The sequence below is a fragment of the Paenibacillus sp. J31P316 genome, assembly GCF_056269105.1.
In genome coordinates this window covers 1-25,410 of the sequence record NZ_JBWDNI010000026.1, presented here as the reverse complement: position 1 = coordinate 25,410, position 25,410 = coordinate 1, and the positions used below count along the sequence as shown (strand labels likewise).

The following is a 25,410-nucleotide window of genomic DNA, read 5'->3' as shown; positions in this document are numbered from 1 at the left end:
GCGCAGCTTGAATCTATGCGGCGGGCTTGGGTTCCCAATTGCGGGTTTAATGCAATGGCCAGGTAGGCGACCATGCGCGGTTGCCGCGGAGGTTACGCGATTGACCCGGCGCTTATAGGCGGCGCATTATCAAACTACGGCTTCGCCAGGAACTCGGTCGTGAAGGCTTTCGTCACGTCCTGCTTCTCCTTCAAGCCCTTGATCTCGATCAGTTGATCCTGCAGCTGGTTCCACCTGTCCGCCGTCATGGCGCCGATGCCGTTCGCCTTGGTCTCGTCGGTCAAAATAAATTCCTTCTCGTGCTCCGCCTCGTAATTCATCGCGTCCAAAGTCGCCTCCGGGTTGTATGTCTTGATGAGGGGATTGACGGTCTTGTAGTTGTCCAAATAGTAGCTCCAGCCCAACTGGCTCGCCTGCACGACGGCCTTCACGACGTCCGGATGCTTAGCCAGGTAATCCTCCGTCGTGAACAGCACGTCGGCATAGTTGGCATAGCCCGAATCGGCGACTTTCAGCAGGGATACGTCGACCCCTTGGTTGGCAAGCGCGTACGGCTCGTTCGTGATATAGCCTTGGTTCAGCGATTTCTTGTTCTTGATGAAATTGACCAGCTGGCCGGTGTAGGCCATCGGATTCGCTTTCGTCAGCTTGAACTTGCTCTTGATGTACTCCCAATACAGCGTGCCCGGCGTCACGTAGACGGTCCGGTCCCCAATATCGGCGAAGCTCTCGATCCTGTCGTCCGCATGGTGAATCAGCACTTGGGGCGAATATTGGAAGCCGGCCAGGATGCCGACGACCGGAATGCCCTGCTGCCTCGCGAGCAGGATGTCATCCGCGTAGGAGATGCCGAAGTCGGCTTTCCCCGAAGCGACCAGCGTCATGGCGGAGATCTGCGGACCGCCTGGCGTAATCGTCATGTTCACGCCGGCGTCTCGATAATAATTTTGTTGGAGCCCGGCAAAATAACCCCCGTCCTCGCCTTTTGCATACCAGCCCTCGATTAAGGTGACATCTGTAGAATTCGTGCTTGCCGAAGCTTCCGCGGCCGGCTCGTCCGCAGCGGCCGAGGCGGTATTGGCCGGCTCAGCGGTTGTCGCGTCGGCTGCCGGCTTGACATTCGAGTCCGGCTCGTTCTTCGCGTTCGTGCCGCAGCCCACGAGCGACAGCAGGATGAGCAGCATCGCGATTCCTGTGCCAGTTACCTGTCTAAACATGGTATCCCTCCCGTATTTCGATCCCATCCGGCTTCTCTCGTATACGCCATCTCGCTGGGTCCTTACGACTTCATTGTAAGATTTTAAAGAAGTATATGTAAATATAATTGACATAATTGTGGGGAAATGTCCGAAAAAACATGCTTTTTTTGTGCAGAATGACAACGCACGATCTGATTTCAGTGATATATATTCCATAATCATTACATAAACATGCCATATGCAGGATATAAAAAAGCCCTTTTTCCCTCGAATGAGGAAAGAAGAGCCTTGGTCTTGGCGCCAGCCTAGGCGCCTTTGGGCAGCAGGCGCCAGCGGGCCAGCCGGGCGGCCAGCGCATCGCCGCCCGGCAGCGCGCGCAGCTCGCGCGCGCTTATGCCGCCGAAGCGCAGCACGGCGGCGGCGAAGAGCGCTCCGCCGAGGGCGGTGCCGCCGAGCGCGAGCGCAGCGGCTGCCGCCCGCGGCGGCAGCACTAGGCCGAGCAGCGGGGTCCCGCCGCGCTCGGCAAGGACGAGCACCGCGGCCATGACCGCGAGTGCGAGTCCCGGGCCCGCGGCGCTGCGCGCGGGCACGGCCGCGCCACAGGCGCGGCGGGCGGCCGCCGAGCCCAGCAGGGCGGCCGCCGTGAGCGCGGCGATGCCGGCGCAGGCGGCGCCGGCCGTGCCGAACGCCGGCACGAGCGCGGCGTTCAGCGCCGCCTTCAACCCGGCCGCGGCCAGCATGAGCAGGGCGGGGGTGCGAACCGCCCCCAGCCCCTGAAGCACGGCCGCCGCGAGCGCGCTGACGGTGCCCGCGAGTGCCGTGCACCCGACAAGGGCAAACGTGCGCGTGCCGGCGGCGTCCGCGTACAGCATGACATTGACGGGCTCGGCCAGCAGCACGAGCCCCAAAGCCGCGGCTGCGCCGACGCCCCACGCGGCGCGCAGGACGAGGGCGCCCTGCTGCCGAACGGCGGCCGCGTCCCCGCTCGCGCGGGAGCGCGCCAGCGCGGGGACGAACGCCCCGCCCATCGCGCCGGCAATCATGACGACCAGCTGCACAAGCGGCTGGCCGCGGCTGTACAGGCCGAAGAGCGCCATCGCCTCGTCCTGGGCAAGGCCGGTTCCGTGCAGCAGCCGCGGAACCGTGAAGGCGTCCACGACGTTCAGCGCCGGCACCGCAAGAGCGCCCAGCGTCACGGGTACCGCCAACCGCGCAAGCCGCCGCATCAACGCCAACAAGCTCGATCGCTCGCCGAGCGTCCTCCCTGAAGAGCGTTCTGCGTCTACAAGAGCACCCGTCTCTTCGTCACCGTTAACGGGTATCGCCATAAACCGCTCCCGGCTCGGCCTACCTTCTTCTGTTGATACGCCGTTAATCCGTACCATCACGCCCTGCTCCCGAGCCGGTCTTCCCTCTTCCGATCCCGCTTGGTTCCCAGCATGACCGGCCCATTCCGCAGTCATTCGACCGCGCCCCGAAGCCTGTCCGCGGCGATCCCGCGCTTGGACCCGTCCGGCTCCGCCTGACGCCTCTGCGGACCTCTGCTCCTCCCGCAGCCAATAGGCAACGATGAAGACCAGTCCTACCGTCCCGCCGATGGCCGAACCCGCCGTCGCTCCGGCGGCAAGCCGATCATCGGCCCAGCCGTAATGCCAGCCGAGCAGCAGAAGCGCCAGCATTCCGGCGACGCGCACCGTCTGCTCGGAGAGCTGCGATACGGCCGACGGCAGCATCCGTCCGCGTCCTTGGTAATACCCGCGGAACGCCGCCATTGCGGGGGCGACCCAGAACGCTAGCGCCGATGCCCGCACAGCAGGCGCCGCAGCGCTGTCGCCCAGCCAGCCGGCCACTTGCCGCGATCCGGCCCACAGCAGCAGGAACCCGGCAATGCCGCCCGCGCTCAGCAGCCAGACGCTCGCCTTCAGCACGCGTGCCGAGCCTTCCCGATCGCCTGCGGTCTCCCGCTCCGCGACAAGCAGCGATACCGCGACCGGGAAGCCTGCCGTCACCATGACGAGCAGCAGCTGATAGATCGGATAGACAGCGTTATAGATGCCGAAGACGCGATCGCCGGCGATGTTCTGAAGCGGTATCTTCTGCAGCGTGCCGAGCATCTTGCTGACCGCCATGGCAGCGCCCATCAATGCCGCGCCCTTCATAAACCGAGGGCCTGCTCCGCCTGAGCCGCCGCCGCCGTGCTTCACGAGCGGCCGTCCCGCCGACGCCTCGCCGTCTGGCGCCGGCCGTTCCTCGGGCGGCAGCTCGGGGCCGGCGCCCGGCGCCTTATATTTCGCGCGTTCCGCATGTTCCGCACGCGAATCGCCAGTCGCCGGCCCGACCGCATCCCCATAACTTGCCGGGCGCCCGGCGGCCGTTTCGGCGATGGCACGCTCCTCTTGCTTTTGCTTCAACTTCCGCACCTGCCCGTCTCTTCTCCTGCTCCCATTATACCCTAAACGCAGGCGAGATGAGTCCGCAAGCGCGCCCATGTCTGCCGAAGACGGCAAAAAAGCTCCCCTGAAGGCTTGTCCTTCAAGAAAGCTGATCTGGATCTTCTGCCGATTACTGCTCCATTTGTTTGGCTAGAAATCCCGCTGCGGTTTCCGCCATCTTCGTCTCCATCTGCGCCATCTTGACTGCCTCGTCCTTACTTAGCAGGACAACCGTGCCGATCGGGTCTCCGCCCGCTACGATCGGTGCTGCCACGAAGGAGCTAAACGTCTCGCCGATGTCCTTCACGACCTCGAACGACCCGCCTCCGGCTTCCACGAGCGTCTTCCGGTTCTCCATGCAGCTCTCCAGCATGGCGCCGATCTGCTTCTCCAGATATTCCTTCTTCGGCGCGCCTGCCACGGCGATGATATTGTCGCGATCCGTAATAAGCGTAATATGATTCGTGCTCTCCGAAAGGGATTCCGCATACTCCTTCGCAAAATCGCCGAGCTCTCCGATGGGGGAGTACTTCTTAAGAATGACTTCGCCGTCGCGGTCGACGAATATTTCCAGCGGGTCGCCCTCGCGGATACGCAGTGTACGACGAATCTCCTTAGGGATGACGACCCGGCCGAGATCATCAATGCGACGGACAATTCCAGTTGCTTTCATGTTCTAGTTGCCCCACTTTCCTTGGAAGGTTTTGAATTGGACTGGACGTTTGAGAAGCTGGTGCTGCTTTATTATTCAAGAGGAGAGAATCCTTGAAAGAGGTGTTTAGCGAACTGACCATAGTATTCATTCCTTCCCATTTTCTTATGCATTGCGCGGGACGCCGGAAACCATCATCTGGCGCCTTGGCATGACCAGCCTGCAAAAGGCGAAGGCGGTAGATGTTCCCATCCGGCAAAACGCGCAAAACGGCCATCTCTACAGTTAGAGATGGCCGTTTAGAGATGGCTTTATGCTTGCCTAGCCGACGAAGCCTTGGTTGATGGCCTCCAGCAGCCGGTGCGTCTTATCGCAGCCGTACTCCCAGAACATGATGCCTCCGAGACCTTGATCCTTCACGTACGCGCATTTGCACAGGATGGACTGCTCGTCTTCATAAGAGATGAAGCTCGACCCGTTGAACAAGTACGGCGCGCAAGCCTCTTCATCCCAATACCGGGTATAGCCCGACTGACCGATGTAATTAGCGGCCAACTCGGTAAACGAAGGACCGTAACCTCCCGTGGTACCGGCCATTTGGTGAAGGCCTTGGTTATGGTCCGGCACCTGGTTCCACAGCCGGGAATAGAAGGCGGCGCCGATGACGATCTTCTCCTTGGGCACGCCGGCGCCGACGAATAGGCGGACGGAGGCGTCCGTACTGATCCGGAACAAGTCCCCGGTCGGCGTGAATAAATTCGAATGATGGCCGGTAAGCACTTGGAATCCGCCGCGCATGTCGTAAGTCATCAGTTGAACGTAGTCCAGATACTGCTGCACCCGGTCCATCTCTGTTCCATCGACGTAATACTGGTCCGCACCCGCGGCAATCGTGAGCAAATAATGGCGGTCATCGCGGGAACCCAGCGCATCCAGCTCTTCGCGAATCGTCTTGAGCAGCAGCGTGAAGTTCTGTTTATCCGCCGGACTCGACGCGATTCCCGCTTCGCCGTAGCACGGATACTCCCAATCCAGGTCGATCCCGTCAAAAGGCTGCGTCGTCAGCACCCGGACCGCCGAAGCCGCCATCTTCTTCCTGCCCGCCTCGGTCGAAGCCGCTTCCGAGAACCCGCCGGCACTCCAGCCGCCTACGGACAGGAGCACCTTCAACTCCGGGTGCTCTTGCTTCCATTCATGGATCACCTCCGCATGCTTCAGATGCTCCGTGACGATCTCGTCTTCGCGAACATGACCGAACGCGACGTTGATGTGGGTAAGCTTCAGCAGATCCTCCCGGGTCATCTCCCGCATCGCCTCATCGACGACATAACCGACCTTGATATACTGTTTAGACATTACAGTTCACTCCACTCTCGATGAATTCAGGCTAGGCCCGCTATGATTTGCATCGCTTCATTTCCCATGCCGATCTTGTACCCGGAAGCGGTGTAACGAACCCGATCCCGGCTGTCCACGACGAACAGATGCGGGAATCCGGATTCTTTGGCCGCCGAATGGACGAGCCCGTCCGGCAAGGCTTCGCCGCTTGTGTCGCGCACGAATACCGTTCGGCGCGGAAGCTTCGGATAATGGGCGGGATCGAAGGAAGCCGTCCATTCCGAATCGCCGATGAGCAGGACGATCGGGATTCCCAGCGCGTCAAGCGGCTCGGCCAGCTCGCTCAGTTCCCGGAGCAGATGCTTGCTCGGCTCCCGCTCCGGTTCCAGCCAAGCGACGATAGCGCCTTTGCCTGTCGCCCCGTCCGCTTCGAGCAGGTCCTCCCATGCAGCACCCGTTCCATTCAACCGCGTAATCGGCCTGCTGCGGTCGAACGCGCCCAGATCCGGAATGTCGATCGACGTCTCGCGGAAGGTTAAGGTCACCTCCGTCGTTTCTCCGGCTTGAACGTCAACGTACGCAAACCGTACCTTGACCGCGCCGTCCTTCAGGCGAATGCCCGACGTTAACCGGTAAGCTCCCGGTTCCACTTCGAACGGCTCTTCGTAAACCTCTTTCATCCCGTGCGGATAGACCAGCGTTTTGTAGCTGCCCTGCTCCAGGCGGGCAACAGTGAAATTCTCGGCATAGGAGGCGGCCGGCGTATCCGGTGAAGCCGCAGCGTCCTTAAGCAGCCGCAGCGCACCCGTTGACTGATGCTCCCGATTACCGGAAGATGCATCGGTCAGTACGGCATCCTGCCAGCTGCCTTGCTTCATATACTGGGGCTTCTGCTCGCTCGGGTGCAGACGCGCCGGGATCCCCAGACTCCGGCAGACGGCCACGAACAGGATATCCAGCGACGCCGGGTCGCCTTTCTTCAGCTTGTACGTCCCTGCCGGATTTCCTCGCCCAGACAAATTCGGTACGTCCTGCCAGATGCCGAAGCCCTCCTTCAGATTGCGGGCCAATGCGGATGGATCGGACCGGAATGCCGCGATCTCGTCTGTCTTGAAGGCTTCTCTCAGGACGCGTCTATAAGGAACGAGCATTTCATGCAGTACCCGCGGACAAAGCACGTATCGGACAAAATCATCCTCGCCGATATCGCCGCGCACCGCCAATGAACCGATTAAATGATCCTCCAGCACCGGACGGAACGTGTCCGTCAGATCCTTGTCGTTCAGCGACTCCAGCAGTCGCAAAGGCCATTCCCCGTATTCACCCGAGCGCTCCCGAAGGAAGGCGGCGATCTCCGCGCTGTTGCCGCGGGCCGTGCGAAGCACGTTCCATACGCGTTCCGGAGGCAGTCCAGCCGTCTCCGCGAGACGGAATGCTTCGTCCTGCCCTTGGAAGGTACTCTCATAGTCGGTTCGAATTTTCGTTCCTTCCTCCAGGCGGCTGTTGTGCCGCTGCGTCTGTGCTGCGGTCAACGGCTCCACCGTCTCTCCTTCACGTTCCGGTGGCGGCACCATATCGAAGTCCGCGATGCCGGATGGCTGTTCTGTCGTATCCAGCACGATTTGGGCGGCGGCGCAGTCCTTCACCGAAATCTTGGCTTCGCCCCACTTGCCGTCTTTCACCGCGCGAATGATCAAGTCGCCAAGCCCCGTCTTGAAGGCGGCCGCGCCCTGCTCATTCGTCGGCACGGCGGCTATCGGGAACAATTCCGCCATGTTGTACAGCTCGAAACGGACCTCGGCCCCGGCGACAGGCTCGCCTTGCCCGTCCGTCACGGTCACTTGGATGTCGCGCGTCGGCGCGTACAGATCCAACAGGTTGATCTCCGTAAACCATTCGTCGGCAAGGGTAATCGCCTCGGGTCCCGAGTAATCCGCGTATACCCGCGTATTCACCAGCATCGCCCGGCGCGCGGGCGGCGTGAACCAGCCCTGGTTGAGCCGCGCTTCCGGCTCGCAGGCGCCGATGTAATACCACTGTCCATCGGCCCAGGCTTCCACCCAGGCATGATTATCGTCGCAATGGGCCCAGCGGGGCGTGTACACCTGGCGGGCGGGAATGCCGATGCTGCGGAGCGCGGCCACGGCCAGCGTCGATTCCTCGCCGCAGCGCCCGCGCGCGTTCCGGATCATGGAGCGCGGTGACAGCGTACGGAGATCGCTACCCACGTACGTCGCCTTCTCCTGGCACCAGTAGTTGGTCTCCAGGATGGCATCCTTCATCGACAATTGCGCCGTCCGGTCCGCTAATTGATCATGCAGCTCGCCGCGGGAATCTTCGATATTCTCCGTATTCACCCGATAGGGCAGCACGAAATGCAAGAACAGATGGTCCGGCACGCGTGCGCCCCAAGGCGCCTGCCTCCGGATGTCCAGCGTCCTGCGGACATGGCTTAAGAACAACGCGCCGTCGTAATCCGCCAGATCGTTCACGGGCATGTACGCGAATAAGTATTTTAGCGCCCATGCTTCCTCTTCGGTCAGCGCTTCTTGAAAAACATCAAACAGCTCCTGCTTGCGAGCCTCTGCGAGAACTTGCTTCGCGCGGAATTTCCGCTCGATTCGCTCCATCGTACGTGGATCCAGCGAGAATACGGATGAATGCTGGTTCATTCGGTTTGCTCCTTCCATAGCTTCCCGTCTTCCCGGATGCAGATCATAGCTTTGCCGTCCGAAGACGTTGCGGTAATTTGGAACAGACTGCGGGTCGTTTCAATGACGGGCTCGATCACCCACGAATCTCCGTCCTCCATGAGCAGCTTCGAGTCCGCCGTGAATTCGCCGTTCGCCTCGAAATAATTACGTTCGCGGTAGTAAAGCTTGCGCAGCTCCCATTTGATCCGCTCGTCGGCCGGCAGCTCGAAGGCGGGCGGTTCGCCGTCTCCGTCCGCGAATACGACATAGCCCCACAGCTCCGGATAATGCATATTCACGATGCCCATCGGCGACCAGACCCAATTGTCTTCGGGAAACGGCTTGCCCGTCTCCGGGTTGATCACTTTATGGTATTCGCCGTCCCGCACCTCGGCCTGCCATTCGACGCGCGAAAAATTGACGCGCCAGAACTCGCCGGCTAACGGCGGGCGCCCATTGGACGCGCATTCCCGCAGACTCGTCCAAGGCATCGCGACTTCAACGCTCCACTTGCGATTGACCGCAGAAGGGTTGTTCAGCTTGCCATCGATGTGCACGGCTGTCTTCAAGCCGTTAATATCCCAGCCGTTCACCGGCGGGCCTCCGTCTCGATAAGGCTTCACCAGCAGCAAGTCCCATACCGTGTTCATCGCGTTGATCTCGAATTCGTAGTATTGATGGGTGTCACCGTCCGGGTCGATGAAAATCTCGAAATCGTTGTCGTAGAAAATAACCGCGTCTCGCTCCGTCAACGTCGCCCAGATCTGATCCTCGACCAGCTCTGCCGCGAAGTAAAAGTACGCCTCGTCCCACAGCATCTTCGCCCGGGTTCGCTTCGCGGGCTTGGGACGGAGATCGCCTTCGATATCGACGAAATCCTCGGTCCATTCGGCCGCCGCCCAGAAAGGCTTGTCGATACGGCCGTCCAGCTCGAGCGGCCCTTGCGCACGCCGGCAGCTGTAATGTTTGGGCGCGTAAGCGATTTTCGGCTCCGGCACTCCGCTTCCGTTGTTCATGTCCTTGTCCTCCGTTCCTCCCATCTCTATGGGCAAAAAAATAAATTGTTGGTATGATTGAAAGGCATATTGACGACAGCAGCACAGGAGGCAGCATGTTTGACTAAGAACTACTTTAAATCAAAGCTTTTCTTGAAATACATCTGGTCCTACTTGTTCATTCTGCTTATCCCACTGGTACTGATGACGATTTTCATTTATGAAAATGCCGTCACGAATCTGCGTTCCGAAATCGAACAATCCCGGCTCAATCAACTGACGCAGGCCAAAGTGATCGTCGACGGCCGGGTCAAGGAGCTAACCGAGATCGCCTCCCGCATCTCCTACGATAAACGGCTGACGCCGTACCGGGTTCATGACCCGATCTTCAGCGGCGATGCGATTCAGGCCTTGGATCAATACAAATCTACCAGTTCGATGATCGACGAGCTCTATCTCTTCTTCCATAAGGACGGAAAAATCTACTCCAGCAAAGGCCTGTACGATCTGGACGTCTTCACCGATACCTTCAGCTTCCAAAACTGGCCGTCGGACCAGCTGTTCCAGGACCTCAACAACGTCAAGTATCCGACGATGCGTCCGGCCGACACGGTTACGAAATCTTCGAACATGACGGAACGTCTGCTCGCGTATCTCATTCCCATCACGCCGAACAATCCGATTCCGCATGGAACGGTGATGTACCTGATCCGGGAATCCGAGCTTTCCAGCCTGATCGAATCCGTTCTCGGCAACTATCAAGGGCTAACGTACATCCTGGACGACAAAGGCCGCATACTCGTAGACAACCGTCAGGGCGAGGCGTTATCCGCCGCCGCGGTGACGTCTCTGATCGACCTTGCGCCGGGGATCCACGACCGTACGATCAATGGCAGCGCGCACTCGGTCGTGTCCGTCAAATCCGAAACGAACGGCTGGACGTACGTGACGGCGATGCCAAGCTCGCAGTTCTTCAGCAGCGTGCTGCATGTCCGAAGCTTTATTATTCTACTGTTCTCGATCATTGTCCTTGTGGGAGCGGCGATCGCGCTCTTGCTGGCCAGAATGCAATACCAGCCGATATCGATGCTGGTGGACTTCGCGGCCTCGAAGTCGAATGCGAAGCGTCCGCCGGGCGGGACCGACACCCCCGTGCCCGGCAACGAGCTCGACCGGATTCGGTCCGCGCTGCAGGAATACAGCTCGCGCGTCGATCTTCACGAGCCCTTCGCCCGCAATCATTTTCTGTCGATGCTGCTGAAATACGGCAACGCGCAAAGCCTGTCTCCCGAGCTGCAGCAGTCGTTCGACCTTCGGTTCGACCGCTCGCATCATTTCGTTGCCGTCATCGGACCGGGCGAGCTCGGCGATTCCGCGAGCGAGAGGCAGGAACGCCAGGAAATCATCAAGCTGTTGAACCAGATCGAGTTCCCTGACCTGCATGCGATCGGTTATGGCGTAGAGCTTCCGCAGCTCGATCAGCTGGGGCTTATTATCAGCTTCGATCTGGACGCGGGGACGGAAGCATTCAGCCAAGTCCGACGAATCGCGGAGGCCGTTCACAGCCGATTGGCCGGCATCACCGACACCGTTCCGATGATTGGCGTCGGTACCTGCTATGACAGCCCGGATCAGCTGAACCAGTCCTTCATTGAGGCCTGCTCGGCCTTCGAGCTTCGGTCCTCCACCGGATCCGGATCGGTCACCTATTTCGAGAAGCTCTCGGATACGCCGGATCACGCGGATTGGATTCCGAACACGACCCTGATGAAGCTCTCGCAAAGCTTGAAGCAAGGCAGCTACGACGTCGCCGCCCAGATCATCAGCTCGGCCATCCAGGGCATGAGTGCCACTTCGGCATCCGCCCTGCTTACGCGCTGCATTTGCTTCGATCTGCTTAATACGATGCTGAAGACGGCATCCGAGCTAGGCATTCAAAACGTCGTTCAGGACATGTCGCCCGCGGCCATCTTCGGCAATTCGCTCGATGAGCTGGAACGCAGCTTCCTGAGCCTTGCCTCCCGGATTTGCAGCCACGTGGAGCAGAACACCCTGAAAGAAGAACAGACGTTAATCCATCGGATCGCAGCTTATATCGATGAACACTACATGGATCATTCGCTGAGCCTGGAGAGCGTCGCCTTTGAATTCAGCGTCTCGCCATCGCATGTCAGCCGGTCCTTCAAGGAGAAGATCGGGCTTAATTTCATCCAGTACATTTGGCAGAAACGGCTCGAAGAAGTCAGCCTCCAGCTGCGTACAACCGGTGATCCGCTCAAGGACATCATTCAGCGCGTGGGGTACCAGGATACGCCCAACTTTACCCGCAAGTTCAAGAAGGAAACCGGTTATACGCCCGGGCAATACCGCAAGCTGTTCTCCGAGAACGGCGACGCCGGACAGCTGCCCGATGGCGAAGATGAGTAGCTCAAGAATAAGTACTGCATAAGCAATGGATACGAGATAAATACAAGATGAATAAGAGAATAGCCAACCCCCGGTCATGCCGGGAAGGGTTGGCTATTTGCTTGTCGGGCTTGTTATTTGTTCGCGTTCCAGCCGTCGTAAGCGCCTTGGTACAGTTCTACGATTCGGTCGGCGCCCATTTTCTTAAGCTGCGCCGTATACTTGTCCCAATTGGACAACGGTTCTTGTCCGGTTACGAACTTCGCTTCCATCTGCTGCACGTAGGTGCTCAAGTCGGCCAGCAGCGTCGTCGCTTCCGTTTGATCGTCGTTCGTGAGATAGACGTTCGGGAACGGCGCTTTCGCGATCGGAACCAGCTTCTCCGCGTTCTCCTTGTCGAGCCAGCGGTCGAAGTCGCTCTTCAGTCCTTTGGTCAACTCGGCGGAGTTCATGCCCGGGGACATGAAGCCGTAGTTCGGGGTCAACGTGCCGCGAACTTCTTCGCGATCCTTGCCGCCTTCGACCGGAAGCCATTCTTTCTCATGCGTTTCTTTGTTCGTATATTTCCATAGCGTATTCTCCGGCCCTTGCGCGAACAGCGTCGCGCCGTCGTATCCGTATTGGTAGTCGATCCAGCGCATCGACGCCTCCGGCGACGGATTCGAGCTCGAAATCGCAAAGGTTCCGTACGTGGAGAGACCCGGATGCTTGCCGTATACCGGGGAGCCTGGCACTTCGCTCTTCACTGGCGTCATCATCGGATTATCGCCGCTAGGCTCGCCGCCCACCGTGAAGTACGGGAACCAGTCGTTGAACAAGGCCGTTTGGTTGTTCATGCCTTTGGCTTTCTTCTGCTCCGACGTTTGCGAGAACGTCTCGTGGTCCAGCAGCTCGTCTTTCCATAGACGGTTCAAGAAGGTCAGGTAGCCTTTATAGCCCTCTTCTTGCGGCGTGTAATGCACTTTGCCGTCCTTGTCGGCATAATACACTTCGCCGTAGATGCCCCAGAAGCCGAGGAAGAACATCCGCAGATCATCCAGCTTAACGGAAGTCAGCGGCACCTCGTCCTTCTTGCCGTTGCCGTTCGGATCTTCGTCCTTCACGCGCTTCAGGAACGTGTAGAGCTCGTCGGTCGTCTTCGGCAGTTCCGTCACGTTCAACGCCTTCAGAATCTTGCCGTTGTACCACATCGGGCTGCGGTACCATACCGCCGAAAGATCGACGTTCGGCAGGGAGTAGATATGGCCGTCCGGCGTCGTAAACGACTTGCGGATGTCCGGGTGTTGGTCGAAGATGGCTTTGATGTTCGGCGCGTAGCCTTCATCGATGTACTTCTCCAGCGGCACCAATACGCCTTGGGTTCCGTATGTCACTTGCTCCGCAGGCGTCAGGTCGGCTGCGTAGAAAATATCCGGCAAATCGCCGCTTGCGAAGATAAGGTTCTTCTTCGTCGCGAAGCTGTCGATCGGCGAAAGCTGATACTCCATGTGAACGCCTGTCAGTTTCTCCATCTCTTGCAAAACGGGCATTTTCTTCCAATCGGCAACGCCGGCGTCCTGCGACATCACCTTGAGCGTAATCGGCTCGTCCACGATCGGGAAGCCTTCTTTCTTAACGCCCCCTTCTGCAGCATTTGCATTGGATCCGGCATTGGATCCGGCATTCGCACCGTTATTGCTGGTGTTTGCATTCGAGCCGCAGGCTTGAAGCAGCGTTGCGGATGCCGTGAGGCTGAGGAGGATCAATGATGCCTTGCGAATCTTTTTCATGACAACAACTCCCTATATGTTCTTGGTGCACGCTATGGCAAGATCAGGTCAGCCTTTTACTGAACCGATCATAACACCCTGTACGAAATACCGCTGCAAAAACGGATAAATGGCAATAACGGGAACGGTCGCGACGATGATGACGGCGTATTTGACGAGCGCGGCGATCTCCGCTTTGCTGTTGAGCGCGGAAGCCGTGGAGGCATCCAGCGCGCCTCCGCCCTGGGCCGCCATTTCCTGCAGGACGAGAATTTGGCGCAGCACCAGCTGCAGCGGGAATTTGGACGCATCGTTCAAATAAATCATCGCCGAGAAGTAGCTGTTCCAGTTGCCGACCCCATAGAACAGCGCCATGACCGCGATGATCGGCATCGACAGCGGAAGGATGATTTTCAGAAACAGCCTCATGTTCGTGCAGCCGTCGATCTGCGCCGCTTCCTGCAGCTCTTTCGGCAGGGTACTCTGGAAGAAGGTGCGGGCGACGATGATGTTCCAGATGGAAGCAGCCGTAGGAAGAACGATTGCCCCGATCGTGTTGATGAGATGCAGTTTCTTGATGAGCAGGTAGGTCGGTACCAGACCGCCGCCGAAGAACATCGTGACCATGAATAGGCCCATAAACAAATTGCGGCCGACAAAGTCTTTGCGGCTCAAGGCATACGCCGCGGGCAGCGTGACCGCCAGGTTGATCAATGTTCCGACAACGGTATAGATAATCGTGTTCTTATACCCGACCCAAATGTTCGAATTCTCGAACACCCGCTTGTACCCGTCGAGCGTCAGGCCTCGCGGCCACAGCCACATTTCACCCGAGCCCACCAGCTTCGGATCGCTGATAGAAGCGCTGACCATATAAACCAACGGATAGAACACGATAAGGAACGCCAGGAATACGTAGATGTAATTGCAAATTAGAAATATTTTGTCCCGTCCGCTTTCTTTAACGCCTGTTAGCATACAAGTTGCTCCCCCTCTCTACCACAAACTGTTCTCGCTCGTACGACGAACGACCTGATTGACGACGATAAGCAGCACCGCATTAATGACGGAGTTGAACAAGCCGATCGCCGTCGAGAAGCTGTACTGGGCGCTCACGAGTCCCGAGCGATAGACGAACGTCGAGATCACGTCCGACGAGGTCATGTTGAGCGGGTTCTGAAGCAGCAGGATCTTCTCGAAGCCGACCCCAAGCAAGCTGCCCATGCTCAGAATGAGGAGAATGGTCATCGTCGGCATCAGCGTCGGAATGTTGATATGACGGACGCGCTGCATCCGCGAGGCGCCGTCGATAATGGCAGCCTCATGAAGACCGGGATCGACGCCGGACAACGCCGCCAAATAGATGATCGTGCCCCAGCCCGCGCTTTGCCACACATCCGAGAAGACGTACATCGTCTTGAACCAGCGCGGATCCGTGAGGAAGTCCGGCGATTCAAAGCCAAGTCCTTCGATGATATGCGTAATGATGCCGGTCGATGGAGAGATGAAGGTAATGATCATGCCGGCCATAACGACCATCGATATAAAGTGGGGCGCATACGTGACCGTCTGGGCGAGTTTCTTGAAGAACCCGTTGCGCACCTCATTGAAGGCGAGCGCCAGAATGATCGGAATCGGAAATCCGACGGCGAGCGAATACAAGCTGATGCTTAGCGTATTCCATAGGAGATCCCAGAAGTAATAGGAGTGGAAGAAGCGCACGAAATGGTCGAAGCCGACCCACGGACTCCCCGTAATTCCCTTTGTCGGGATGAAGTTTTTGAATGCAATTTGAATGCCGTACATCGGTCCGTAACAGAAGATTAGGAAGTAGAGGAGCGCCGGCGCAACAAAGATGTACAACTCCCAATTCTGGAGTATTCGCTTCCATGTGCGCTTCGAGCGTCTCGTCGACTGTTCCGTTCTCAATGCCGAACCGCCGGCAATCGCCGTTCTTGTATCCTGCATAGGATCACCCCTTCCTGATTTCATGGTCATGATTGGTTTCATGATTTCGTTTCAAGCTCCTGCCATACTCGCCGCGGCGAACCGAACGTGTTAGCGTTTGCACCCTAACGGTATCCGATCGTCCGACAGCTCGTAAATATGTCGTTTTCCGCTTCCCATGAAAGCGGATAACGTCAGGCTTTTCGGCACTTTGTCAGCATTCCTGACAAGCGTGTCATGTGTCATTTTTGTCCGGTGTACCTGTGTTGAAATTGCAGGGTCAATATTAACCAAGAGGCTTCAGACGATTCAACGGCGATGGTTGAAGATGCGGTAGAAATGCAGCAAAGACGCGGTAAAGATACAGTAGAGATACAGTGGAAATGTAGTGGGATTTCAATAAAAGCGCAGTAGAAATGCGGTAGATACACGGTAGATATGCGATAAGCGGCAGCCCTCTCCAAGCTGCATCCAATCGACTGCAACTTAAAGATCCCCGTCCCTCCACAAGGAGTTAACGGGGATCCTGTCCGAACATTATTTAGGATGTCCAGGCATAAAAAAAAGCCGCTCATCAACGAGCGGCAGGGTGACGGAAGAACATCATCGTAACGATGAAACCAAGCACAGCCAATAGTCGGGCCTGCCAGTGCCTTGCATTGCCTTCTCGTTTCATACGATCACGCCTCCTTATATCGAATAATGGGCTAATCCGTCCGTGCCACCCGTACAATCAGTGCTTCAGCAGCTGTCCAAGCTCGCGCCGCAGCGCCAAGAACGCGGGCATTTCCCGCACTTCCGGCGTCCGCTGCGCGGGCAGCGTGACGTCGAAAGTCTTCAGGATCCGTCCCGGATTCGCGCCCATGACAACGATCCGCTGCGAGAGAAAGATCGCCTCTTCGATATCATGGGTGATGAAGAGGACCGTTGTCTTCTCCTTCTCCCATACTTCGAGCAGCATCTCCTGCATATCCAGCTTCGTCTGCGCGTCCAGCGCGCCGAACGGCTCATCCATGAGCAGCACCTTCGGGCGGTTGGCAAGCGCGCGGGCAATCGCAACCCGCTGCTTCATCCCGCCGGAGAGCTGCTTCGGATATGCGGTTGCGAACGACTCCAGCTTGATGACCTTCAGAAAATGATTGCTGATCGCCCGGCGCTCCAGCGTCGAGATACCCTGCAGCTTCGGACCGTACTCGATATTCTCGCGCACCGTCAACCATGGGAACAGCGTATAGCCTTGGAACACCATGCCGCGTTCCGCGCCGGGACCAATCACTTCGGCACCGTCCAAGGTGACGGAGCCTTCCGTCTGTTCATCCAATCCCGCCACGATTCGCAGCAGGGTCGACTTGCCGCAGCCCGACGGGCCGACGACCGTCACGAACTCGTTGGAGCCGATGCTCAGATCGATATTGGACAAAGCCTCGAAACGGCTTTTCTTCGATTCGTACACTTTCCCCAGGCCGGCGATGACAATTTCGCCGCGCTGTCCTGACGCACGCGTACTGCCGGATGTTGGGACAGCAGGTTCCTCATGCGCTTTTACCTGTTGCTTGACTGCTTCCATGACATTCACTCCCGTTTCTTCTCCCTTGACGGGAGTTGCTTGCGACGCTTGCCTTGCTCCTTGAGCGGCCTAAGCCTAGGCCCAAGGGAACAATCTGCGGTTCAAGAAGGCGAAGATCCGATCGCTGATCAGTCCGAGCAGCCCAATGACGATGATGCCGACGAAGATTTGATCCGTATTCAGGAAGCGCTGCGCCTTCATGATGGCATAGCCGAGACCGCTGTTAGCGGCGACGAGCTCCGCCACGACAAGGTACGTCCAAGCCCAGCCGAGAATCAGTCGGAGCGTATTCATCAGCTGCGGCTGGATAGCGGGAATGAGAACCGTCTCGATCGCCTTCCAACGTCCGGCGCCGAGCGTGAACGAAGCCTGCAGCAAGTCCGCGGAGACGCGGCGCGTGTTGTCGGCGACCATCAGCACGAGTTGGAAGAAGCAGCCGATGAAGATCAGCAGGATTTTGGCCCATTCGCCAATCCCTGCCCATACCATAATGAGCGGAATGAAGGCGACGGCCGGCATGTAACGGATAAATTCCATAGGCGGCTCGACGAGCGCTTCCCCGTATTTGAACGTGCCGGCGAAGATGCCGAGCGGGATACCGACGATGCAGGCTAGGATAAAGCCGGCCGATACCCGGAAGACGCTGATCCCGATGAAGTTCCAGTACACGCTTGAGCTGAGCTGCTTGATCATCTCCGCCAACACCTGACTCGGCGTCGGCAGGAAGACGGGATTAACCGCCTTCGTATAGCTGAGCAGCGCCCATAAGGCAAGCATCAGCGCGAAGGACAATCCGGCCGTGAAGGCGAACGGCCTCGCGCCGATCTCCTTGAAGATTTGAAAACGATGGGGCTTTCGGCGTATTGGCGCGTTCATGACTCATCACTCCTTAGCGGCTTTTTCTACGAATCGCGAGTCGAACAAAGCGTCAAAGTCTTTGATTTCATCCACCATATCGAGCTTCTTCAAGAAATCGGCCGTCGTCTTCGCCGTATAGGCCAGCGATGTGTAATCCTCGCGTTTACCGAAGGCATTGACGTTATCCTGCGGCGTGAATAGCTTGATGCTTGCAAGACCGAGCTTGAAGTCTTCCGGCGTCGTCTCCGCATGCTTCGCCATGAGCGCAATCGCTTCATCCTGATGATCCTTGAAATAATTCAGGGCATCGAACCAAGCATCTACGATGTGCTGAATATCGTCCGGGCGCTTCTTCACGACGCTGTCGCGGAAGACGAGCAGATCCGGAATGAGGCCCGGCGTATCTTTGGAAGAGAAGAGCACCTTGCCTTTGCCTTCTTTGACCGCCGTCGTTTGGAACGGCTCCCACAGTACGGAAGCATCGGTCTTGCCCGATATGAAAGCAGGGCCCGCATCGTTCACGGTCATATTGACGTAGTTGACATCCTTCTCATCCATGCCGTTCTTGGCCAGTGCCGTCAAGAGCAGCAGATGATCGACCGTTCCAAGCTCCGTCGCGACGGTTTTACCCTTCAGGTCTTGGATGGAGTCGATGCCCGTCTTACTTACAATGGCGTCGCCGCCGAAGGAGTTGTCGTTGACGAGAACGGCTTTCAGCCCAATCCCCTTGGATGCCGGCGCGAGCGTGTCGCTGAGCGTTTGGCTGTTCGCGTCCACCTTGCCGGTCGCGAGCGCCTGCAGGGAGTCGCTGTACACGGGAAACCATTTCAGCTCGACGTTGACGTCATGCTTCTCGAAGAATCCTTTCTCATCCACCAGATACCAGAAGAACCAACCCGGCCAAGCGCTGAGCGCAATCGTGATCGGTTCGTCCGAAGCGCCAGAGGACGTTTCCTTGGAGCTTCCGCAGCCGGCAAGCGCCGTGAGCATGGCAATCAACATAAGCAGCACAACCGAACGTTTCATCACTTTCATGTTCTCCCCACTCCCATCTCTTTGTAGAAGATGAAACAGCCTCCGCTCAGGCGGCGAACGGCCGTTTCCAATCTTACCGAAAAAAGAAAAAGCCTAAGGAGAGATCTCCCAGGCTTTTGTCCTTCCGTGTTATATGGCCATGTACCGCATATGCGCGGAACGTTGGACCATACGCCGCCTCTTGGACCAGTCTGACCGCAATCGGTCACGGAACCCTAGACAGCATGGCGTTCCCAAGTGATGAAGCAAAGCCGGGAACCAATATGCGATTGTTAGATAACCTTACATTTGTCTCTATTGTAAAAGCCCGGTACATGATGTGTCAACACGTATGTCAGGTTTTATTACATCAATGCCAACTTATTTACACGGTGAGGTAGTGCCGAATCACTTCTTCATTCAAATCGCCTAAGCCGCCTTCCCAAGCTACGGCGCCCTTCTCCAGGATATAAAAGTAGTCGCCGACGCTCTTCACGAATTCCAAGCTCTGCTCGACGAGCAGGATCGCCGTCTTCCCGTCCGCCTTAATGGAACGGATAACGTCGCGGATATCATCGACGATGGATGGCTGGATACCTTCGCAAGGCTCGTCGAGCAGCAGCAAATCAGGCTCGGACGCCAGCGCCCGCGCGAATGCGAGCTGCTGCTGCTGCCCTCCGCTGAGGTCTCCGCCCCTGCGGCCGTACATCGTCGGCAGCACCGGGAATTTCGCGATCGCCGATTCCGGGATCGTCTTGCGTTTTGCCGTCGATGCTTCCAGGCCGAGCAGCACGTTCTCGAACACGGTCAGCTGCGGGAACACCTCCCGCCCTTGCGGCACGTAGCCGATTCCTTTCTTCGCCCGCTGCCCCGGGGCGCGCTTGGTGAGATCGCTGCCTTTATAAGCCACCGTCCCCTTACGCGCCTTGATGACGCCCATGATGCTCTTCATCAGCGTCGTCTTGCCTACGCCGTTTCGCCCGAGCAGGCAGACCACCTGCCCCGGCCTTACCTGCAGCGTGACTCCGCGCAGGATTACGCTCTCCCCATAACCGGCTTCAAGCTGTTGAACGGCTAGCATCGACATCCCGCCTTTTCCCTAAATACACTTCCGCCACCCGATCATCGCGCTGCACGTCCTCCATGGATCCTTCCTTCAGCAGCTTGCCCTCGTGCATGACGGTGACGAAGCTCGCGAAATTACGGACGAACTCCATGTCATGCTCCACCACGATGACCGACTGCGTCTTGCGAATTTCCTCCAACAGTTCGCCGGTCTTCTCGGTCTCGTTGTCTGTCATCCCCGCCACGGGTTCGTCGAGCAGCAAAATCTCCGGCTCCTGCAGCAGCATCATGCCGATCTCGAGCCACTGCTTCTCGCCATGCGACAGCCCGCCCGCGCGCCACTGCGACTTCTCGGCAAGCCCCACCATTTCCAGTTGGGCTGCGATGCGCTCGCCGTCTTCCTTGCGAAGCTTCGCGCGCATGGCCGCGAACACACCCCGATTCTGCTTCATGGCGATTTCGAAATTCTCGTGCACGGTGAGCGACGCGAAGATGGACGGCGTTTGAAATTTGCGGCCGATGCCAAGCTCCGCGATCTGATGCTCTTTCTTTCGCGTAATATCGATGCCGCTGTTATCGCCGCCGAAGAGCACTTTGCCGGCCGCCGGCTTCGTTTTGCCGCAGATGACGTCGAGCATCGTCGTCTTGCCCGCGCCGTTCGGCCCGATCAGAAAGCGAAGCTCCCCCTTCACCAGCGTCAGATTCATTCCCTGTACCGCTTTAAACCCGTCGAAATCGACAGTCACGTCGTCACACTGCAGGATAACGGACTCCATCTGCTCCTTCATCGGCCGCCTTCCTCCTTCTAAGTCGTTTCAATTGACCAAACAGGCCTGCCGCTCCCTTCGGAAGGAAGACGACGACGACAACGAACAACGCGCCCATGAACACGATCCAGATATTCGGGTACGATTCGCTAAAGGTGCTCTTGGCGTAGTTGAGCAGCACGGCTCCAAGCACCGCGCCAACCAACGTCCCTCTGCCGCCAATCGCGACCCATAGCACCATTTCGATCGAAGGGACGATGCCCATCATGGACGGAGAGATGATGCCGACATGCAGCACGAACAGCATGCCGGCCAGCCCGGCAAGCGCGGCCGAGAATGCGAAGGCGACCATTTGATAAATGGCCGGATTGTAGCCGATGAAGCGGACGCGGTTTTCTCCATCGCGGATCGCCCGCAGCACTTTGCCGAAGCGGCTCTTCACGAGCACCCGGCAGAGCAGGTAGGCGCCGATCAGCGCGGCGACCGTCACCCAATACAACCAGCGTTTCGTGTCCGGCGAACCGAGCGAATAACCGAACAGCTTGCTGTAGCCCGTAAGCCCGTTGGTGCCGCCCGTATACGCCTGCTGCCCGATGAAGAGCGTCGTCGTAATGATGACGAGCGCCTGCGTCAGGATCGTGAAGTACACGCCTCGAATGCGATTGCGAAATGTAAAGTAACCCAGAACGAGCGCAAGTATCGCCGGTAGTAATATGCCTGCCGCAATCGCGAACGGAAGGAATTCAAACGGCTTCCAGAACCACGGCAGCTTCGTCAGCCCGCTCCAATCCATGAAATCCGGCAACCTGCCGCCGCTGGACTGCATCTTTAAGTACATCGCCATCGCATAGCCGCCAAGCCCGAAGAATACGCCATGCCCCAAGCTGAGGATGCCGGTATAGCCCCATATCAGATCAAGCCCGAGCGCCACGATGGCGTAAGCCAGAAATTTCGCAAGCAGGTTAAGGCGAAAATCGCTCAGCACGAGCGGTGCGCAGAACAGCGCGGCCGCCGCGGCTGCATACGCGGCAAGCAGCCATAGGCGCTGCGCCGATAGTTTTCGGATTGGCATGATGTCCTCCACCTTCCCAGGGCCTTATGGTCCCGGATCTCAATTATCCAGAGAGCGCGAGCGCATCGCCACGAACCCGCTCGGCTTCCACTGCAGAAATGCGACGATGCACAGAAACACCAGCACCTTGCCAAGCGAAGCCGTCGTCCAATACTCGAACAGCGTGTTGGAGATGCCGATCCCGAATGCACCGAATACGGTGCCGACCAGTTTGCCGACGCCGCCGAGTACGACGACCATGAACGCATCGACGATGTAATACGTCCCGATGGCAGGTCCGATTGGCCCGATGAGCGTAAGCGCACAGCCCGCGATACCGGCAATACCCGAACCGATCGCGAACGTCATCGCATCCACTCTGCGTGTCGAGATGCCGAGGCAAGCAGCCATTTCGCGATTTTGCATGACCGCTCGCATGCGGCGGCCGGGATGGCTTCGATAAATGTACAGATACATCACGAACAAGCAGACGAGCACGAGTCCCATGATAAATAGTCTCTTGTAGGGGAATACATTATCGCCAACGGTTAATCCCCCCTCGAGCCAAGCCGGGCTCTTCACCCCGACGTTCGGCGCGCCGAATATGCTCCTCGCCAGCTGTTGAAGCATGAGACCGACGCCCCATGTCGCGAGCAGACTGTCGAGCGGACGGCCGTAGAGAAACCGAATTAATCCCATTTCCAGCACAAGCCCGAAGACGAACGCCACGATGAAGCTGACCGGGATCGCAATCGCGAAGTACCAGCCGAACATCGAGGCGGGCATGTAGTCGGCAAACAGATTTTGTACGACATAGGCGGTGTATGCCCCGATCATGATGAGCTCGCCGTGCGCCATGTTGATGACTTTCATCAGCCCGAACGTGATGGACAGCCCAAGCGCGATCAACAGCAGGATCGAGCTCACGCTAATGCCGTTAAATAGCTGCAGTATAATAACGTCCATGATTTCACCCCTAAAGGAGACCTGTGTGGCACAGCAAGCTTTCTGCCTGAAACGAATGTGAATGATTCGAATAAAAGAGCGATACAAAAGATAGGACTCAATGCCGCTTCGGCTAACAACCAACAAGGGAAGCATCCGAAGCAATCTGCCTGCGAATGCTTCCCCTGCCGAATGCCAGCTTCCACGTTTATGGTTGAAGATTTTTGATGATGATTTGTGATGATTTGAATGGATTTAAAATGGTTTGGATGATTTGTGATGAATAAAGATGTTTGAAATTGTTTTAAGATGTTCGAGGATACTTGCTTATGAGACCGCGCCGTGTATGGTTTCTCTCGCTTCTCCGCCTATAGTTTCCGATACTATAGGCGCTCCCTTGTTTTCTCTCTCTTGTCTTCTCTCTCTTGTCTTCTCTCTCTGGTTTTCTCTCTATCTATACTCTCTATTAAGCTTCTCTCTGTTGTTTCTTGGAAAGCTGGCGCTAATGCTCCTCTCTATCGATCGATCTCTAAGTATTCTCTTTTAAGTTCCACTCTAAGGTTGCTTACTTGCCTTCGCTCAGGCTCTTCGCCCAATCGTAGCCTTTCAGGAACGGATCCGGCTTGACCGGCGAACCGGAGTTCCAGACTTCCTTGAACTGGCCGTCTGTCTGCACTTCGCCGATCCGGACGGTTTTGTAGAGATGCTGCGTTTCTCCGTCGATCTTGACCTTGCCTTCCGGCGCGTCCCACTCCAGCTCCTTGGCCGCGTCCTTGACCTTGTCGACTTCCGTGGAACCGGCCTTCTCGACTGCCGCCGCCCAGAGATACACGGCGTCGTAGCCTGCCTCGATCGGATCCGCCGTTACGCGGTCGTCGCCGTACTTCTTCTTGTAGTTCTCGACGAAGGTTTTGTTCGCCGGCGTATCCGTCGTTTCGTAGTAGTTCCAGGCTGCGAACGTTCCAGCCAGCACATCTGCGCCGATACCGCGGATTTCTTCTTCAGCCACGGATACGGACAGCGTCGTCAGGTCCGTAGACGAAATGCCGGCATCCTTCAGTTGTTTGAAGAAGGCTACGTTGCTGTCGCCGTTCAGCGTGTTGAACACGACATCCGGCTTGGCTTCCTTGATCTTGGAGATAATCGTCGTGTAATCGGTATGGCCGAGCGGCGTGTACTCTTCACCGGCCAGCTCGCCGCCTTCCACCTTCAATTGCTCCTTAATGATTTTGTTCGCCGTGCGCGGGAACACATAATCGGAGCCGAGCAGGAAGAACTTCTTGCCCTTGTTCTCCAAGAGCCACGACACCGCAGGCACGATCTGTTGATTCGTCGTTGCCCCCGTGTACATGATGTTCGGCGATTGTTCGAGCCCTTCATATTGAACCGGATACCAGAGGAGACCGTTCAATTCCTCGAATACCGGCAGCATCGCTTTCCGGCTGGAGGACGTCCATCCACCGAATACCGTCGCGACTTTATCTTCGGAGATCAGCTTCCGTGCTTTCTCCGCGAATGTCGGCCAATCCGAGGCGCCATCCTCGACGACCGGCACGATTTTCTTGCCCATGACCCCGCCCTTTGCATTGATCTCGTCAATGGCCATCATTTCCGAATCCTTAACCGACACTTCGGAGATCGCCATCGTACCGCTTAGAGAATGAAGAATGCCGACTTTAATTTCCCCGCCGCTGCTAGTCTCGCTGCCGCTTCCGCTGTCGTTTGTTTTGGTGCCATCCGCATTTGTCGTTGTTGAAGCCGCGTTATCATTCTTCCCGCAGCCGGCCAGCACCATCATCAGTGCCAGTAATACAAATACCCCGCTTTTCCAAAACTTTCTCTTCATTCTCCCACTCCCCATCCATTTTCTTTTCTCTTTTTCCGAACATTAAACTGGATATGCTTTCCATTGTTCGTGGGTTCATTATAAAATCATGTGAGGTTATATGTCAATGAAGTTTACACAGATTTTTATTTTCACTAAAAACGAAGAAACGGAAGTGGTATTCCTCTTTAAATGATAGCGTTTTATATACGAATTCACACCTCAACAAAGTTAATGTGTAATATTATATAACTCACACATTACATAACAAGCAGTCAATGGCTACTTATCGGAGGAAACAAAAAACGCGCACCGATGAATGATCGATGAGCGTTGCAGCTAAATTTATAATTCCACCGCTCATTGAGCTGCATATGGCTCTGTCCCACCGTCATATGCAGCCTGTACGGACCGACCAATCGATCGCGAAACGCCACGATGCACCTTGGGCGAGACGCTTGCGGACGCGCGATTCGTCCATCGGTACATTCTATTAAAACTTACAGATACCAATGAAAACTAAAAAAGATGATCCCTGTACAATCCAGGAATCATCTTCTTTCCGCTGCGTAATATTGTTTATAAAGAATCAGTACCTCTTCGCACAAAGTGAACTTTTGTTGAGTCGGAGAGGTAACTTTCCCAAGGTCTAGCCTTATAGCATTATTTTAAGTACAAAATCCCTTTTTAAAAATTAGCTTATGCCTGCTCTACCACTACTTTATCTCCCCAGTATAAGCCCTTTTGGCCTTCTGCCAAAGCCGCGTTCATCAGGGCTTCAGGGTCGCCTTCAAAACCTGCTGGTACATAGAAGGCGATTTCATACGCCCCGGTAGGAATGGTGTTGCCGCTCTTTGTCAGTACACGGAATGGATCCGCATCATTTACAGCTGTCGTTTCAAAACCGA

At 57.0% G+C, this 25,410-nt stretch carries 19 protein-coding genes and 1 riboswitch; of the genes, 1 reads left to right on the top strand and 18 read right to left on the bottom strand.

Annotated elements, in window-relative coordinates; translation table 11 throughout:
• Positions 1-134 precede the first annotated feature (134 nt).
• From AC0YNU_RS31950 to AC0YNU_RS31925, 6 genes are all read right to left on the bottom strand, one after another.
• The gene (locus AC0YNU_RS31950; RefSeq protein ID WP_475763903.1) at positions 135-1,217 is read right to left on the bottom strand and encodes an ABC transporter substrate-binding protein; all 1,083 of its coding nucleotides are present in this window, start codon (positions 1,215-1,217) and stop codon (positions 135-137) included.
• Between the two features lie 287 nt (positions 1,218-1,504).
• A complete protein-coding gene (locus AC0YNU_RS31945; RefSeq protein WP_475763901.1) occupies positions 1,505-3,610 on the bottom strand; it encodes a polysaccharide biosynthesis protein in 2,106 nt (701 codons plus the stop codon).
• Positions 3,611-3,761: 151 nt separating this feature from the next.
• Positions 3,762-4,304, bottom strand: coding sequence for a stage V sporulation protein T (gene spoVT, locus AC0YNU_RS31940; protein ID WP_475763899.1), 543 nt, complete (start codon positions 4,302-4,304; stop codon positions 3,762-3,764).
• Positions 4,305-4,604: 300 nt separating this feature from the next.
• Complete coding sequence (locus AC0YNU_RS31935; protein WP_475763897.1) at positions 4,605-5,639, bottom strand: glycoside hydrolase family 18 protein; 1,035 nt, start codon at positions 5,637-5,639, stop codon at positions 4,605-4,607.
• A gap of 26 nt (positions 5,640-5,665) precedes the next feature.
• On the bottom strand, positions 5,666-8,293 hold the full coding sequence (locus AC0YNU_RS31930) for a transglutaminase domain-containing protein (protein WP_475763895.1): 2,628 nt from the start codon (positions 8,291-8,293) through the stop codon (positions 5,666-5,668).
• On the bottom strand, positions 8,290-9,330 hold the full coding sequence (locus tag AC0YNU_RS31925; RefSeq protein ID WP_475763893.1) for a carbohydrate-binding family 9-like protein: 1,041 nt from the start codon (positions 9,328-9,330) through the stop codon (positions 8,290-8,292). The genes AC0YNU_RS31930 and AC0YNU_RS31925 overlap by 4 nt, the downstream gene beginning before the upstream one ends.
• Positions 9,331-9,429: 99 nt before the next feature.
• Here AC0YNU_RS31925 and AC0YNU_RS31920 point away from each other — a divergent pair, with 99 nt between their 5' ends.
• Positions 9,430-11,736: a helix-turn-helix domain-containing protein gene (locus tag AC0YNU_RS31920; protein ID WP_475763891.1), complete on the top strand. Its 2,307-nt coding sequence runs from the start codon at positions 9,430-9,432 to the stop codon at positions 11,734-11,736.
• Between the two features lie 113 nt (positions 11,737-11,849).
• Here the strand turns inward: AC0YNU_RS31920 and AC0YNU_RS31915 are convergent, their stop codons facing one another.
• From AC0YNU_RS31915 to AC0YNU_RS31860, 12 genes are all read right to left on the bottom strand, one after another.
• Positions 11,850-13,484 (bottom strand): type 2 periplasmic-binding domain-containing protein, encoded by a 1,635-nt coding sequence (locus AC0YNU_RS31915; RefSeq protein WP_475763889.1) that lies wholly within the window; start codon positions 13,482-13,484, stop codon positions 11,850-11,852.
• Between the two features lie 48 nt (positions 13,485-13,532).
• On the bottom strand, positions 13,533-14,441 hold the full coding sequence (locus tag AC0YNU_RS31910) for a carbohydrate ABC transporter permease (protein WP_475763887.1): 909 nt from the start codon (positions 14,439-14,441) through the stop codon (positions 13,533-13,535).
• Positions 14,442-14,459: 18 nt separating this feature from the next.
• On the bottom strand, positions 14,460-15,431 hold the full coding sequence (locus AC0YNU_RS31905) for an ABC transporter permease (protein ID WP_475763885.1): 972 nt from the start codon (positions 15,429-15,431) through the stop codon (positions 14,460-14,462).
• 712 nt (positions 15,432-16,143) lie between these two features.
• On the bottom strand, positions 16,144-16,977 hold the full coding sequence (locus AC0YNU_RS31900) for an ABC transporter ATP-binding protein (RefSeq protein ID WP_475763883.1): 834 nt from the start codon (positions 16,975-16,977) through the stop codon (positions 16,144-16,146).
• Positions 16,978-17,052: 75 nt separating this feature from the next.
• The gene (locus AC0YNU_RS31895; protein ID WP_475763881.1) at positions 17,053-17,853 is read right to left on the bottom strand and encodes an ABC transporter permease; all 801 of its coding nucleotides are present in this window, start codon (positions 17,851-17,853) and stop codon (positions 17,053-17,055) included.
• A 6-nt stretch (positions 17,854-17,859) separates the two neighbouring features.
• On the bottom strand, positions 17,860-18,870 hold the full coding sequence (locus AC0YNU_RS31890; RefSeq protein ID WP_475763879.1) for an ABC transporter substrate-binding protein: 1,011 nt from the start codon (positions 18,868-18,870) through the stop codon (positions 17,860-17,862).
• A gap of 103 nt (positions 18,871-18,973) precedes the next feature.
• Positions 18,974-19,100: riboswitch (guanidine-I (ykkC/yxkD leader) on the bottom strand.
• A 134-nt stretch (positions 19,101-19,234) separates the two neighbouring features.
• The gene (urtE, locus tag AC0YNU_RS31885) at positions 19,235-19,930 is read right to left on the bottom strand and encodes an urea ABC transporter ATP-binding subunit UrtE (protein WP_475763876.1); all 696 of its coding nucleotides are present in this window, start codon (positions 19,928-19,930) and stop codon (positions 19,235-19,237) included.
• Positions 19,908-20,702 (bottom strand): urea ABC transporter ATP-binding protein UrtD, encoded by a 795-nt coding sequence (urtD, locus tag AC0YNU_RS31880; protein WP_475763874.1) that lies wholly within the window; start codon positions 20,700-20,702, stop codon positions 19,908-19,910. Before urtD ends, urtE begins: the two co-directional genes overlap by 23 nt.
• Entirely contained in the window at positions 20,665-21,753 is a 1,089-nt protein-coding gene (urtC, locus tag AC0YNU_RS31875; RefSeq protein WP_475763872.1) for an urea ABC transporter permease subunit UrtC, read from the bottom strand. The genes urtD and urtC overlap by 38 nt, the downstream gene beginning before the upstream one ends.
• A 39-nt stretch (positions 21,754-21,792) precedes the next feature.
• Positions 21,793-22,698 carry an urea ABC transporter permease subunit UrtB gene (gene urtB / locus AC0YNU_RS31870; protein ID WP_475763870.1) on the bottom strand — a complete coding sequence of 302 codons (906 nt, stop codon included), beginning with the start codon at positions 22,696-22,698 and terminating at the stop codon, positions 21,793-21,795.
• A gap of 544 nt (positions 22,699-23,242) precedes the next feature.
• Positions 23,243-24,523 (bottom strand): urea ABC transporter substrate-binding protein, encoded by a 1,281-nt coding sequence (urtA, locus tag AC0YNU_RS31865; protein ID WP_475763868.1) that lies wholly within the window; start codon positions 24,521-24,523, stop codon positions 23,243-23,245.
• Positions 24,524-25,201: 678 nt separating this feature from the next.
• On the bottom strand, positions 25,202-25,410 hold a 209-nt coding region (locus AC0YNU_RS31860; protein ID WP_475763865.1), incomplete at its 5' end, for a hypothetical protein.